At 60.9% G+C, this 14,819-nt stretch carries 16 protein-coding genes; all 16 read left to right on the top strand.

All coding sequences use genetic code 11. The annotated features are described in order from the left end of the window. Positions 1–55 precede the first annotated feature (55 nt). The gene (locus SFU85_05810) at positions 56–535 is read left to right on the top strand and encodes a hypothetical protein (protein ID MDX6766287.1); all 480 of its coding nucleotides are present in this window, start codon (positions 56–58) and stop codon (positions 533–535) included. Continuing rightward, positions 532–1,068, top strand: a complete 537-nt coding sequence (locus SFU85_05805; GenBank protein ID MDX6766286.1) for a transcription termination/antitermination NusG family protein — start codon at positions 532–534, stop codon at positions 1,066–1,068. The genes SFU85_05810 and SFU85_05805 overlap by 4 nt, the downstream gene beginning before the upstream one ends. An 81-nt stretch (positions 1,069–1,149) precedes the next feature. Then, positions 1,150–1,992, top strand: a complete 843-nt coding sequence (locus SFU85_05800) for an ABC transporter permease (protein MDX6766285.1) — start codon at positions 1,150–1,152, stop codon at positions 1,990–1,992. A 107-nt stretch (positions 1,993–2,099) separates the two neighbouring features. After that, complete coding sequence (locus SFU85_05795; GenBank protein ID MDX6766284.1) at positions 2,100–3,338, top strand: polysaccharide ABC transporter ATP-binding protein; 1,239 nt, start codon at positions 2,100–2,102, stop codon at positions 3,336–3,338. A gap of 22 nt (positions 3,339–3,360) precedes the next feature. Then, entirely contained in the window at positions 3,361–4,440 is a 1,080-nt protein-coding gene (locus SFU85_05790) for a glycosyltransferase family A protein (protein ID MDX6766283.1), read from the top strand. Next, positions 4,437–5,597 (top strand): glycosyltransferase family 4 protein, encoded by a 1,161-nt coding sequence (locus SFU85_05785; protein ID MDX6766282.1) that lies wholly within the window; start codon positions 4,437–4,439, stop codon positions 5,595–5,597. Before SFU85_05790 ends, SFU85_05785 begins: the two co-directional genes overlap by 4 nt. Before the next feature lie 50 nt (positions 5,598–5,647). After that, positions 5,648–6,160 (top strand): acyltransferase, encoded by a 513-nt coding sequence (locus SFU85_05780; protein ID MDX6766281.1) that lies wholly within the window; start codon positions 5,648–5,650, stop codon positions 6,158–6,160. Continuing rightward, positions 6,157–7,053 (top strand): glycosyltransferase, encoded by an 897-nt coding sequence (locus SFU85_05775; protein ID MDX6766280.1) that lies wholly within the window; start codon positions 6,157–6,159, stop codon positions 7,051–7,053. The genes SFU85_05780 and SFU85_05775 overlap by 4 nt, the downstream gene beginning before the upstream one ends. Beyond that, positions 7,050–7,823: a TylF/MycF/NovP-related O-methyltransferase gene (locus tag SFU85_05770; protein MDX6766279.1), complete on the top strand. Its 774-nt coding sequence runs from the start codon at positions 7,050–7,052 to the stop codon at positions 7,821–7,823. The genes SFU85_05775 and SFU85_05770 overlap by 4 nt, the downstream gene beginning before the upstream one ends. Positions 7,824–7,828: 5 nt before the next feature. Continuing rightward, entirely contained in the window at positions 7,829–8,572 is a 744-nt protein-coding gene (locus SFU85_05765; protein MDX6766278.1) for a class I SAM-dependent methyltransferase, read from the top strand. After that, positions 8,569–9,558 (top strand): hypothetical protein, encoded by a 990-nt coding sequence (locus SFU85_05760; protein ID MDX6766277.1) that lies wholly within the window; start codon positions 8,569–8,571, stop codon positions 9,556–9,558. The genes SFU85_05765 and SFU85_05760 overlap by 4 nt, the downstream gene beginning before the upstream one ends. Positions 9,559–9,569: 11 nt before the next feature. Then, a complete protein-coding gene (locus tag SFU85_05755) occupies positions 9,570–10,487 on the top strand; it encodes a hypothetical protein (protein ID MDX6766276.1) in 918 nt (305 codons plus the stop codon). After that, a complete protein-coding gene (locus SFU85_05750; protein ID MDX6766275.1) occupies positions 10,484–11,476 on the top strand; it encodes a glycosyltransferase family A protein in 993 nt (330 codons plus the stop codon). The genes SFU85_05755 and SFU85_05750 overlap by 4 nt, the downstream gene beginning before the upstream one ends. After that, entirely contained in the window at positions 11,458–12,519 is a 1,062-nt protein-coding gene (locus SFU85_05745) for an acyltransferase (GenBank protein MDX6766274.1), read from the top strand. Before SFU85_05750 ends, SFU85_05745 begins: the two co-directional genes overlap by 19 nt. 9 nt (positions 12,520–12,528) lie before the next feature. Beyond that, on the top strand, positions 12,529–13,560 hold the full coding sequence (locus SFU85_05740; protein ID MDX6766273.1) for a glycosyltransferase family A protein: 1,032 nt from the start codon (positions 12,529–12,531) through the stop codon (positions 13,558–13,560). Then, positions 13,557–14,819 carry a glycosyltransferase family 4 protein gene (locus SFU85_05735; GenBank protein ID MDX6766272.1) on the top strand — a complete coding sequence of 421 codons (1,263 nt, stop codon included), beginning with the start codon at positions 13,557–13,559 and terminating at the stop codon, positions 14,817–14,819. The genes SFU85_05740 and SFU85_05735 overlap by 4 nt, the downstream gene beginning before the upstream one ends.

Genomic DNA, 14,819 nt, shown 5'->3' with positions numbered 1-14,819 from the left:
CGCCCCCGCTTCCCACTTGCCAAAGTGCGATCCAGCCGGTATCGTTCAATTTGTTTTGAACGATCAGGACACCGCCATCCGCGAACGCTTCATCGATTTGGGCAGCCGCTCGGCCCAAAGGCTCGGTCTGCCCCGGTCCCTCGGCCAGATTTACGCGGTTCTTTACCTCAGTCCCCGACCGCTTTCCCTGCACGACTTGATGGACGCCCTGCACATCAGCAAAGGCAACGCCAGCATGGGCGTGCGTCAACTCAAGTCCTGGGGGGCGCTCGAACAGGTCTGGGTCAAGGGCGACCGCCGCGATTACTACCAGGCCAATCCTGATTTCCGCCAAGTTCTCCGCCACCTTCTCGGTGCCCTCATTAGGCCCCGCCTGGAGTCCACTTCCCGGCAGTTGGAGGAAATGCAAGTCCTCGTCTCAGCCCGGGGTGCCAAGGGGGCAGACTCCGAATTCATCCAGGGCCGCCTGACCAAACTTCACCAGTTCGAGACCCGCATCCGCAAGATCCTGCCTCTGGCGGAGAAGCTTCTATGATCACGCTGTCCCCCCCTTCTTTCCGCCCTCCGTCTTCGGTCGACGGTCGTTGCAAATGGTGGGTTCTGCACACCAGGCCGCGCTGCGAAAAAAAACTAGACCAGTGGTTGGCCCAACAGGGATTGGGGCATTACCTCCCGCTCCGGGAAAGAATACGGGTCTATCCCGGCAAACGCACCGCCTTCCACCACCCCCTTTTCGCGGGCTACACCTTCGGAGCCTTCAGTCTTCTCCAACGCAATGCAGTTTACGGCTCCGGCCACGTGGCCGCGGTGATCGAGGTCCACGACCAGGGCCGCCTGCTAGCCGAGTTGGAAGCCATCCGGCTTGTGCTCGCATCCGGCCTCGGCACGGAGGACTGTCCCTACCTCGGCGTCGGACGCCGCGCCCGCATCACCACCGGTCGGCTCAAGGGCCTCGAAGGCGTGGTCCAGCGCAGGAGCGGACGCACCAAACTGATTTTATCCGTCGAAATCCTGCAGCGTTCCGTGGCTTTGGAAATCGAGCCCGATTGGCTCGAGCCCTTCTCCTAGTCTGCACAACCTGCTGGATTACTGGAACTTCGGCCAAATCACCTGCCGAAGGGACCGGCACGAAGTGTGAAAAAAACCAGCATGTCTGAAGCAAAAACAGAAGTCGTCATTGAGCCCAGTCGGGGCGCCCTGCACTACTGGGCCGACCTCTGGCGTTACCGGGAACTGTTCCTCATCCTCGCATGGAGGGACATTGCCGTGCGCTACAAACAAACGGTTTTCGGCGTGCTCTGGGCCATCATCCCCCCCGTCCTCACCATGCTCATCATGACCGTGGTTTTCGGCCGTGTGGCCGGTCTGCCTAGTCAGGGAGACACCCCTTACGCGCTCATGGTCTTCGCCGGCCTGCTGCCCTGGCAGTTGTTCTCCAGCGCCCTCGGCTCTTCGGGAAACAGCCTCGTCGGCAGTGCCCACCTCATCTCCAAGGTCTATTTTCCCCGCCTCATCATCCCCGGTGCGGCGCTCGCGGTCAGCTTGATCGATTTCTGCATCTCCCTCGCGGTGCTGGCCGGCCTCATGATTTGGTTCCATTTCCTTCCCCCGCTGCAGATTCTCGCCCTCCCTCTCCTCATGCTCCTGGCCACTCTCGCCGCCCTCGGACCCGGCTTGCTCCTGACCGCCCTCAATGTCACCTACCGGGACTTCCGCTTCATCATCCCGTTCATCCTCCAATTCGGGCTTTATGTCTCACCCGTCGCTTTCAGCAACGATGTCGTTCGCGCCAAGTTGGGCGAAACCCTATACCTTCTATATGCCCTGAATCCCATGGTTGGTGTCATCGAGGGCTTCCGTTGGGCCATTCTGGGCCATGCCATCTTCCCCATCTTCGAGGTGATCCTTGCTCTTGTCGTCTCTTTGCTTTTCGTCCTCTTGGGGCTGAAAGTCTTCCGCGCCACCGAGCGCACCTTCGCCGACGTGATATGACTTTCTTTTGTTCACTAACAAAATCAACGGCCCAAATCGGGTAAAGAGCGAACCTTCATCCAGCCTTTTCAAGCGCCCGCTGCTCCACCATTAAGCATACGAACGAAGTGAGTGCCCCCGTCATCTCCGTCGAAAATCTCGGCAAGGACTACATCCTCACCCACCAGGGAGGGGAGGCTTCCTATCGAACCCTGCGCGAAACCCTCAGCGGCCTGTTCCGCAAACCAGAACCCAAAAATCGGAAATCGGAAATTTTCCAAGCCCTCAACGACGTCTCCTTCGAAGTCCGGCAGGGAGAAGTCCTCGGGATCATCGGAAGAAATGGCGCCGGCAAGAGCACCCTGCTCAAAATACTCTCCCGCATCACCGAACCCACCCGCGGACGTGTCCGCCTGCGGGGAAGAGTGGCTTCCCTCCTCGAAGTCGGCACCGGCTTCCACCCGGAGCTGACCGGGCGGGAAAACATCTTCCTCAACGGCGCCATCCTCGGCATGAACCGGGCGGAAATCCGGAATAAATTCGACGAGATCGTGGCTTTCGCCGAAGTGGAAAAATTCCTCGATACGCCGGTCAAGCATTACTCCAGCGGCATGTATGTGCGCCTGGCCTTCGCCGTCGCCGCCCACCTCGAGCCCGAGATCCTCATCATCGACGAGGTTCTGGCAGTCGGGGACACCCAGTTCCAGAAAAAATGCCTCGGGAAGATGCAGTCTGTCTCCAAAAACGAGGGACGCAGCGTGCTTTTCGTCAGCCACAATCTGGGCATCGTTTCCAATTTGTGTTCGAGGGTGCTGCTCTTGAAAAGCGGTCAATTGGCCCTGCAGGGCCCGCCAGGCCCGGTTATCGCGGAAAGCATCGGAACCATCGCGTCCACAGGGGGCAGGATTTCCTGGGAAAACGACCCCATCGCCACCCGCAGCAATTTATCCATACGCTCTGCGCAAATAGTCTGTGAAGGCAGGACATGCGTCGATGTCCCCATCGACAGGGAAGTGGTATTGGAAATCGAAATCGAGGCCATGCAGGCCGAAAACCATCTTTCCTCCAGCATCCACTTGTTTGACAAGCAGGGCACCTGGGTCCTTTGTTCCGGCCTCAAGAGCGCCAGCTATCAGCCCGGACGATACCTGCACCGATACCATTTGCCGGCCAACTTCCTGAATGACGGCCGCTACACCTTCAACATCATGTTGGTGCGCGACGCCACCCGCATCGAGGTTCATATCCCAGATGCCATTTCTTTTTTTGTTCATGAGACTGGCAGCGGGCGAGACGACTACGGCGGCACGATCAATGGCTGCATCCGCCCCCATCTGCAGACTGAATCCCTTCGCCTGACCGACTGATTCCCTCAGGGATGCCCGGTAAATGCACCCGATAGACGCCCCCTCATCCGATGTCACTGTGGTCATTCCCACCACTGACCGCCCGGATTTTCTCCGTACCGCCCTCCAATCCGTTGCCGCGCAGTCGGCCCGCCCGCGCATCCGACGCGTCCTCATCTCCGAAAATCGGACTCCGGCCCGCACACGCTCCGTAGCAGGCGAGTTCTCGAGGGAACTTCCCATTGATTTCGTCTCGCACACGACGCCCTTGCCCCCGCTGGAACACCTTTTCTACCTCATGGACAACCTCGAACAGGACGGCTCCATGGCCATGCTGCACGATGACGACTGGTGGATGCCCCATCACCTCGAATCCGCACTGGCCCGCATCGGAACAGGATGCGGTCCATCCTCCACTTATTCGGGCTACCTGGAAGCCAGGTCGGAGTCATCCCCCTTCGGCTGTGGCTCTAATCTCATGCTTTGGTTCGGCGCCGGATTCCCGGACACGAGGCATGACTGGAATCTCCCAAAAACAGACATGATCCTGGCAAGTCTCTGGGGAACCCCGGTCCGCTATTCCACGCTTGTGGCCCACACCGACAGTATACGCAGGATCATGCCCGCATTGCGGCGGGCCAATCCTTTTGACAACGACCGCTTGCTGGGGGTCTGCCTGGCCGCCGTCGGCAATCTGACGTATTCCCCCACGCCCTCGGTCTGCATCAGGTTGCATCCCGGCCAGGACACTCATCGTTACGATGCCTTGGAACAATCACAAAACTTCTCTCAAACAACCCATCATTTGTTGGACATGCTGGATGATCCATCAGGGTTTGTTTTGCTGTTAGCAGACCGACTGACCAACTGCCCTGACCATTCCATCCATCAGATTCTGCCCCTGCTGGCAGAGCCGTGGTGTTATGGACCCCTCCTCGGTCGTGGTCTCCTGCCGAAAGATATCCAGGCGCTTGTCCTTCCCTATGTTCCAAAAAAGCCAAATTTCTTTTACCACCTGGGCCGCCTGCTGCCTCCGATCCTTAAAGACTGGATCGCTCGGGCACGTTCCAAGTCGGGTAAACCCAGCCGGCGCCCCCCAAAAAGCCAGCCAACACCTTCATGAAGGTTGCTTTTGCCTCGACGATACTCACCTACCCATGGGGCGGGGCGGATTCGCTGTGGACCACAACCGCCGAATCCGCCGCCCAGCGTGGGGACCATCTTTTCCTCGCTTTATCCCCCCTGACCTCCGCCCATCCACGTATCCTCCATCTCGTCGGCCGGGGCGCCACCATCCATCGTCGGGACGAACGTCTCGTCAGGGGCGGAATAAAAAAACGCCTCATGCGTTGGTGCTCAACTCTCTCCACCCGTCCGGCGATCTTCAGTGCACTCGAACGATTCTCCCCAGACATACTTTGTCTTTGCCAGGGCGGCACATTCGATTTCCTGGTTGAGCCCTTGTTGATCGACTGGTTGAAAGCAACACAGTTACCTTACGTTCTCATCTGCCAGTCAAACGATGCAGCCGTCGAATTGAATACCAGGGACCAAGCCCTTGCCCATGGATGCTTTGAATCTGCCGCCGCCACGATTTTTGTTTCCAAGCATAATCTACTGCTGGCCCAACAGCAGAGCGGGAGTTCCATTCCGCGTGCCCATGTCGTATACAACCCCACCTCGCATACCGGATTGACCGGGCTTCCCTGGCCCCCATCCCCCCCCTACCGCATGGCCACAGTTTCGCGCATCGAATCCCGGGACAAGGGACTCGATCTCCTGATCCCTGCTTTGGCGGGAGCCCTTGGTGAATCAGCGGAATGGCATCTCGATATTTTCGGCCAGGGCCCGGATACCTTGTCTCTACAAAAAATGGCGCACGGGCACGGGCTGGCCGATCGGATCGCTTTCTGCGGGCACACCACGGATATCGCAGCGCTCTGGCGGGAACACCACCTTTTACTACTGCCGTCGCGTCTTGAAGGCTGTTCCCTGGCCATGATGGAGGCCCTCTTGTGCGGACGTCCGGTTTTGGCCACTCCGGTGGGCGGCGTGGATGAATGGATCAAGGACCGCATCAGCGGCTTTGTCTGCCGCGATATCTCCGCCAATTCGTTGACCGAGACGCTTAAAGCTTGTTGGGATGCTCGCCACCAATGGGAAAACATGGGACAGGAAGCCCGCCAACATGCGCTCACTCTCACAAAGCCCCACCCTTGCTCGGATGTTTTGACTCTATTTGATCAAGCCACCCAGAATTCCACCCGGAAAAATCTTTGAAGCGCCCCCTCTTATCCACCCTTCATCACGCGGCCATCTACGCTTCCCGCATGAGAATTGCCCTGGTGCGGGCAACTGGCGTTTCTGTTGGTATGGGTGCTTTCATCGGAGCCCGCTGCGAAGTCGGCCTAGGTCCGGCACCGGCGCGTCGAGGCACCCTCCAGATCGGACCCCTTGCCCACCTTGACCAAGGCGTGATCCTCCATCCGTGGAATGGCAGCATCATCATCGGATCCCACACCTTTCTCGGCCCCCATGTCGTGATCTACGGCCATGGGGGAGTCCATATCGGCAAGGACTGCCTCATTGCCGGACACGTTTGCATTGCTTCTTCCAACCACGACATCCCGCCCATGGGAACCCTGATCCGCAGCCAGCCCGACCAACCTCTCCCGGTACGGATCGGAGACGATGTCTGGATCGGCTTCGGTGCCATCATCACCGGTGGCGTCACCATCGGAGATGGCTGTATCATCGGAGCCGGAACTGTTGTCACCCATGATCTGCCGACGGGTGCCATCGCGGTGGGCAACCCGGCGCGTATCCTGCGCCACAGGTCATGAATGTTTCCGTCATCCTCCCCGCCCACCAACCCCACCGGGAACGCCTGGCCCGCACACTCGAGGGGCTGGCCTCTCAATCCCTGCCAATCGACCAATGGCAGTTGCTGATCATTGACAATGCCTCCCAGCCTCCCCTGGCCGTGGATCTCTCCCGATTCCCAGGAGCGCGCATCATCGCCGAATCCCGAATGGGCCTCTCCCACGCCCGTCGCACCGGCGTGCGGGCCAGCTCCGCCGAGTTCCTCGTTTTTGTCGACGATGACAACCTCCTGGCACCGGACTACCTCGAAAGCGCACTTGATCTCATGCGCACCAATCCCCAGGTCGGTGCCGCTGGTGGAGCATCTCTTCCCGAATTCGAAGCCCCCCCGCCGGACTGGTCCATCCCTCACCACGGGCTGTTGGCCCTGCGCGATCTGGGTAATGCATTCATGACCGCGACCTGGAACGGAGAATATCCGGCTTGCGCCCCCATCGGGGCGGGCATGGTCCTCCGCCGCTCTGCCCTCGGGGCCTGGCTCAACGACAGCGATACTTCCCTTACAGATCGCTGTGGCAAGAGCCTGGCCTCGGGCGGGGACAACGACATTGTTCTTCACGTCCTCAAATCCGGCTGGGAAGTGGCCTACTCCCCGGGACTCCGGCTGACCCACCTGATTCCGGCCTCGCGTCTCGAACCGGCCTATCTTGCCCGGCTCCACGAATCCATGCAGGCTTCCTGGATGCGCGTTCTGACCAAACACGGTTGCAACCCCTGGTTTCCCATCCCGCGCTGGACCCTCCATCTGCGTCAATGGAAGGCCTACTTCAGCTGCCGTGCCTGGGAGGGACCCTCCGCCCGGATTTCTTGGCATGGAGCCTGCGGTCACTTCGCCGGGCGCATCCCCCTATGAAATGGTACGACCGCATCCATAGCCTCCTCAACCATGCTGGTTGGCAGATCCGCCGTTACCGGCCGCATGACCCGGCCGCAGAGGTGCCAGACCTTTTGCCCGAGGAACGGGAAATCATCCGCAGGGTATCGCCCTTCACCTATACGGGTCCGGCCCGTTTGGCCTCGGTTCTCAATGCAGTCGCCCACTGCGTGGAACAAGCCATTCCGGGAGACATCGTGGAATGCGGGGTCTGGCGCGGAGGCAGCATGATGGCCGCCGCCCTCCAATTGCTCCGACTCCAGGATGACTCGCGCTCACTCTGGCTTTACGACACTTACACGGGAATGACCGCTCCCACCGACAAGGATCTTGATCTGGCCGGTCGCTCGGCCAGCACGCTTCTTGGAGATCCGCTCCACAGCGAAGCCGTTGCCTGTGTGGCCGGTCTCGACGATGTCCGACAGAATCTCCACTCCACCGGTTATCCCGGGGAGCAAACCCACTACATCGTCGGCCCGGTGGAGAAAACCATTCCGGCCCGGCTGCCTCAATCCATCGCCCTGCTGCGCTTGGATACCGATTGGTATGAGTCGACCCGTCACGAACTGGAACACCTTTACCCGTTGCTGTCACCCGGGGGCATCCTGATTTTGGATGATTACGGACACTGGCAGGGGGCGCGACGCGCGGCCGATGAGTTTTTTTTCTCGCTGCCCGCGGCTCCCTACCTTCACCGAATCGACTATACCGCAAGATGTCTGGTCAAGCCCGCGTCCAACTCCAACTAAACAGCATGTCATCCAACATTTCCGCCCGCCTTCATCTCCTGCGTATCGCCCTGACCCGTCGCTTCATCTGGAACGATGTGACCGCCTTGGCCCGCGAATACGGCATGGATTACCAGGACGTCATTGGAAACACCGGACCGCTCGATCTGGCCGGAATGCTCACGAAGACGCAGACCAAACAAAGGATGCCCGTGGATCTGGGCGATCCAGAGGCGTTCACCCCGCAAGGAGCACCGGGTCACTTCCATTCCGAACCTTCCGTCTCCCGATTTCTTTATCAATTGGCACTTTCCATTCCTGCGCAGACCATCATCGAACTCGGCTGCTTCACCGGCTGGTCCACCGCGCATCTGGCCCTGGCCATACAACAGACTGGCGGAAAGGTATGGGCCTTGGACCCCTGCCACAGGTATCTCGATGCCGCCCACGCCAATCTCAAACGCCATCAACTCGAAGGCTGGGCCACCTGGGTCGAGGGAACTTCTCTCGATCCTTCGGTGATGGAGCAGCTTCCGCCGCAGGCCCAATTGATCTTTCTCGACACATCCCATGCCTATCCAGACACCCGTGATGAAATCCTGGCCTACGCCCCCCGCCTGGCCCCAGGCGGCTTCCTGGTGCTTCACGATGCGGTCAGCGCTCCCGGGGTCCGTCGTTCTTTGGTGGAATTGAAGGACCGTTTCGACATCCACGTTTTCGCCAGTGAACGCGGACATGGGGTGGCCGTTCTCCGTCCCCGCTCCCCATGACCATCCATCCCTCCATCGATGCCCGCCATCCGGCCTGGCCAACCGTCGCGCTGCCAGACCGCCAAGGCGTTGTTTACGTCGCCACCAGTCGTCGGTTCCTTGATGAGGCCCGGACCGCCGCCGCTCATGTGCGACTCCACAACCCCGGGTTGGCTATTTGTCTTGTTTCCGACTGTGCGGAAAGCGACCCCGATCCCTTTTGGGATGACCTTGTTCCCGTCACCCATCCCCATTTCGGCTTCCGGGACAAGATCCTCATGGGCCTCTGCCCCTACCAACATTTTCTTTACCTCGACGCCGACACTCGCGTGCTGGCAGGTCTGGAAGATGTTTTTACTTTGCTCAAAAGATTTGATTTCGCGGGCCATCAACTTTTTGAGGGCCATGACTGTCCATTACCAGGTATTCCGGATGCTTTCCCCGAGTTCAATGGCGGGGTCTTGGGCTTCCAGCACTCGCCCCGTCTTCATGGATTCTTCGCTCGTTGGATCGAACGGTTTGATGCCTATTTTGCCCTCAATCGGGATGGCTATTACCACTACTCGAATGCCAGCGACCAAAAGAGCCTCCGCCAAACGGTTTGGGAATCAGGACTGTCCGTCGCCGTGCTGGGCCCCGAATACAACTTCACCCCGCACCACCTGGATTTTGCCTGTGCCAATGTGCGCATTCTCCACGGCCGGGGCGAAGCCCATCTTGACCAACTGACCGTCCGCCTCAACCGGCAGCTGGGCAATCGCGTCTACATCCCCCGTTTGGATGCCGTTCTGATGGACGACTCCCAACCGGAAGAATTGACCCGGGCCTGGCTCATGGCCGGGCTGCAACTCCTGCGTCACGCCGGTCGTGCATTGTTTCCCATCGCCCTACGCAATCATTTGCGCCAACAACATTGGATCAGCCGCCTGTTCCTGCGCAACCGTTTCACCGAATCCACTCCGGAAAATGATCCAAAATGGAAGGCCGGCGCTCCCCCCGAAGCATGACCCCCGGACGGATGCTTTATCACATATGGCACCGGCCCCGGTCCTTTCTGGCCCGCTGCCGGGCACGGGGTGGATTCTACCCCTCCTGGCTTGAGCACCGGGGGGAGGCGGCCATGCGGAAGGCCGCCCTTCATCTGCCCATCATCACCGCCGACCCACAGACCCCTCTCCGGACGATATGGTTTCTCACCGGCCAACGTTTTTGGCACCTCACCCTCTTCTGCGCCTGGTCGCTCCGCAGGGCCACCAGCTCCCGGTGGCGCATCTGCTTAATCGATGACGGCTCCCTGCAGCCCGGACGGACCGAATTGTTCCATGACCACTTCGAAGAAGTCCGGGTGATCGGGCGAACGGAAGCCCTCTCACGGCTGGAGGCCGAACTTCCCCGGGAACGTTACCCCTTCCTGCACAGGCAGTGGCACACCTATCCCAACATCCGCAAACTAATCGACCCGCATCTGGCCCACGTCGGTTGGAACCTGGTCCTCGACTCGGACATGTTGTTTTTCCGCAATCCCGGCTTGCTTCTGGAGTGGCTCGACCAGCCCGCGACTCCCCTGCACGCTGTCGATCACGAAACCTCCTACGGATACCCGGATCAAACCCTGCAGGAATGGGCCGGCTGCAAGGTGCCCCCGCTGGTCAACGTCGGCCTGACCGGTTTGGACGGAAGCATCCTCGACTGGGATTGGCTGGAAGCGATGTGCCGCGATTGGATCACCCGCCACGGCACTCACTACTATCTGGAGCAGGCCCTGATCGCCACCCTCGTGGCACGTGCTGGCGCAAGGACCATCCTGCCGGCGGATGACTATGTGACCCTACCCGTCCTGCCTGAAGCCATCGAACGCCGCGCCGTCCTGCACCATTACGTGGCTAGTTCCAAGAAATGGTATTTCCGGCACAGCTGGCAGAGTCTCCTGGCGTGAACTCCCCTCTCGTTTCCATCCTCATCCCCTGCCGCAATGCCGCCCCATGGTTGCGCGCCTGCCTGGACTCCGCCTTCGCCCAAACCTGGCCGGAAAAAGAAATCATCCTTGTCGATGATGGTTCCACCGACGGCAGTCTCGCCATCGCGCGGGCCTATCTTGCCCGCGGACTCAGGCTGATCGAAGGACCCTCGCGCAATGCCGCCGCTGCCCGCAACACCGCCCTCCATGCCGCCAAGGGGCAGTGGATCCAGTTCCTCGATGCCGACGACCTTCTCGCGCCCGACAAAATCGAACGCCAGGTCCGCCTCGCCGCCGGCCAACCCAACATCCGCTTGATGTCCGGGGAATGGGACCGCTTCCTAACCAACCCGAACGAAGCCCGGTTCCGACCCCAGCCCAACTGGAAAGACCTCGATCCCGTAGAATTCCTGTCCCTTCTTTTCCATGGGGGATGGATGATGCAACCGGGCGCCTGGTTGAGCCACCGGACCCTCTTGGACGAAGCAGGAAGCTGGAACGAAAACATCACGCTGAACGACGATGGCGAATATTTTGCCCGCGTGATGCTGGCCGCGGGCCGCATCTATTTCTGCCCGGGCGCCCGCATCTACTATCGCAGCCTGCCGTCGGGCTCCCTGAGCAGCCGCTCGGATGCACGATCCCTTCAATCCCTCTTCGATGCCACCTCCTTGATTTTTCAAAACTTGGAAAAAACCGCGGGTTCCGACACCGCCCGTCCCATCATGGCCGCGGGATGGAAATGGCTTGCCTTCGAACTTTATCCCGGGGCCCCCGGTCTTTCACGCCGTGCCGAGGACGCGAGCCGTGCACTCGGGGGCAGCCTGCGCCCCTTTCCTGCAGGCCCCACCTTCCAAGCACTTTCCCGGCTGGTGGGTTGGCGTGCCGCCAAACGCATCCGCCACCTGTTATCGAACGGCGGGCGCTCCCAGATCGCGCCTCCACTGCCATGCCCCGCCCCCCGTTGAATCCGGACGCATACTCGCCCTGGCTGAACGCCCTGCGTGGGGCGGCCTGTCTGGCCGTGGTCCTGCATCATTCCCATCTTCTGGTTGAGGACAGCAGCCACCCGATCCTCGTCTTCATGGCCGGGCTCTTCGACCGTGGCTGGCTGGGCGTGGCCGCATTTTTCGCCCTTTCCGGTTTTCTGATCACCGGAATCGTGGAGCGACGCACCGGCGATGACCGGCAGGCCGCGGCCTTCTGCCTCGACCGTGCACTGCGCATTTTCCCGGCCTACTGGGTCGCCTGGGTTTTCGCCGTGGTTCTGGCCTGCCTGGCCGCGCCGTTCAACGGGCGCGGTATTCCGGCAAACTGGCCCGCCCGGGCCCCGGACATCCTGGCCGACCTGTTGTTGACGGGACATTGGATCGGAATCCAATCCCCGATCCTGGTCAATTGGAGCCTGTGCTACGAAATCGGCTTTTACCTGATTGCCGCTGCCGCTCTTCTACCTCTCTTTGCAGGCGCCGCCTCGAGAATCCTTTATCTGGCCGCGATCACGCTTGTGGCCCATCTACTGCCACGGGGAAGCACGGCCCTGCTGGATCTTTGGCCCCAATTCGCCGCCGGTTGTGCCGCACGTCTGGCCCTGCAATCCCATCTGGCATGCCGGCTGCGCCAGGCCGCACTTGCCTATCCATTCGGACTGCTTCTATTTTCTCTCTTCTTCGGCCAGGCGGCCCATGCAGTGGCGGCGGCCAGCGCCCTGCTGATGGTCCTGGTGGTCCGCTTCGGCACATCCTGGCCCCGCCCTCCCCGCTTGCTGGCCGCCCTTGGAACGATTTCCTATTCGGTCTACCTCGTCCACCTCCCGGTCATGAGTCCGGCTCACAATCTGGCCCACCGCTACATTTCCACAAACAGCCCTTCTTACCTTTTCTTCTGGTTGGGGCATGTCCTGCTGGGCCTCGCCGCCGGTTGGTGCTTCTTCCGGCTGGTGGAAAGGCCACTGGAAAACTTCCGTCACCGTTTGCAGGGCAAAACTCCCAGGCAAATCCACTCCGATTGATGCCCCCGCATGCCGCCCTCCCACACAACCACACCCCTCGTCCAAGTCTATGTGCCCACCTTCCGCAGACCCCATCTTCTGCAACGGGCACTCGATTCACTCCGGGCCCAAACCTTCACCCAATGGGCGGCCGAAGTGCACAATGACGATCCCAGCGATCCACTCCCTTCCCGCATTGTCAGCGAGCTTGGTGATCCCCGAATCCGGATGGACGTCCACCCAAGGAATCTCGGAGGCACGGCCACCTTCAACCTTTTTTTCCAAGGCTCCCCCGCTCCCTTTTATTCCATGTTGGAGGATGACAACTGGTGGGAACCCGACTTCCTTCGCAGCATGCTTGATGCCGCAGAGGCGCATCCGGAGGTCGTCGTCTTCTGGGCCAACATGCGGATCTGGAAGGAAGAGGTAGAGGGTGCGTTCACCGACACCGGCACCACCACTTGGCCCATCGAAGACGGCAGCGGGCCCCACTCCCTGATGTCGTGGGGCCGACCACTCCAGTCCATCGGCGCTCTCCATTCCCAGAGCGCCCTCCTCCTCCGCTCGCGCCCGGGCGATGACTGGAGGACACCCGATGTGCCCATCGCTGTGGTGGAAGTGTTCCGCGAGCGCATGTTCCCCCATCCCTTGGTGTTGGTGAATACGCCCAAAGCGCATTTTTCCCTCACACGCACCACCGCGCGTTCGTTTGATCGTGCTGAATGGGCCGAAATGCAGGCCATGCTCGCCGCCACGTTCGTGCGGCAATCCGTGAAGCGATTTCCAAGACAAACGGAAACGTTGGAGCACCTTTGGGCGTGGGCTGTTTCCCAAAAGCCCCCATGCACCGCCCCGCTTCTTTTGGCCGCCCTTTATACCCCGGCCGCCTTTTTCTTCTGGCACCGGGAATCCCCCTTGCGTCTGGCCCGGCTGCTGGTCACGCTGTTCCTCAGGCCCCGGCTCCTCTGGCGGCTGGTCCGCTCGCCATCGGCCCACCGCGATTGGTGGGATTTCCTGGACCACCACACCGCCGCCCGATTTGCCGAATCCTCCCGCCTATGATCCGCGTCTTCCACCCTTCCGTCGCCCCCTTCGTCCAACAAGCCGCCTTGGCTTTCCACGAGGCCGGACTTCTTGACCGCTTGGTCACCACCCTCGTCCACCGTCCAAACTCCCACGGACAAAGAGCCCTCTTCCGGCTGGCCAAGCTGGCCAGTTATCCGCTCGAGGCCCGCTGGAAGCGCCGCAACGACGGCGGCATTCCCTTCAGCCACATCGAAACCCACCCCACCGGCGAGCTCCTGCGTTTGGCTTCCGGTCTGATCGACCGCGACGGACGTCTGACCGACCGGGTTTGGGAATGGTCCGAAACCCGATTCGACCGTTTGGTCGCTTCCGGTCTTCCCCAGGGACTGCGCGCGGTCTATGGCTTTGAATACAGCTCGTTGGCGACCCTCACTCGGGCCCGCTCCCTCGGTATTCCCTGCGTTTACGAGCTGCCCGCCCCCGAGCCCCTATTTGTCCAGTCCATTCTGGAACGCGAAATGCAGGTCCTTCCCGAATTGGCCACGGCCTATCATGCTTATACCGCCGAACGTGAAGACCGGCGGACCGCCCGCCGCCGCGCCGAATGGGCCGCGGCCGACGTCCGCGTCTGCGCCTCGCGCTTCAGCCGGGATTCCTATGCCGCCGCCGGGCTCGACACCTCCAAGATGATCGTTATTCCCTACGGGGCCCCGGAGACGGTCGAAGAAGGGGTGGCGGTATCGGGCGGAACGCGGGGCCTTGGACCCATGGTCATTCTGTGGGCCGGCACCTTTGGCATGAGGAAGGGCGCCCACTACCTCCTGGAAGCCTGGCGCAAGGGCGGTTTCCACCGACACGCCTGCTTGCGGATTTTCGGACGCGTTGAACTGCCGCGCCGGTTGACCCATCCACTTCCCGACGGCGTGGAATTCGGCGGCTCCATTCCCCGCAGCCAACTCATGCTGGAATACCAGCGGGCCGATCTCCTGGTTTTTCCCACCCTCTGCGACGGATTCGGGCTGGTGGCCACAGAAGCCTGGTCCTCCGGCCTGCCGGTCCTGGCCACCCCCAAGGCCGGAGCGACCGACCTTCTGCGCGACCGGGAAAACGGCCTCCTCATCGAAGCCGGCAGCACGGACGCCCTTATCCAGGCACTGCAGTGGTCCCTCGACCACCGCCCGGAACTTGGGGCCATGCGCCCGGCGGCCCGCGCCACAGCCGCTGCCTGGCAATGGTCCGACTACCGCCGCACCCTGCGCGAATCGGTCTTGTCCAAACTTAAAGGTTGTTCCTAA

It is taken from the genome of Candidatus Methylacidiphilales bacterium, from assembly GCA_033875315.1.
GTDB lineage: Bacteria > Verrucomicrobiota > Verrucomicrobiia > Methylacidiphilales > CAZTYG01 > JANRJG01.
Note: the sequence above shows the minus strand (reverse complement) of the source record. Positions and strands in the feature narration are given on the sequence as shown.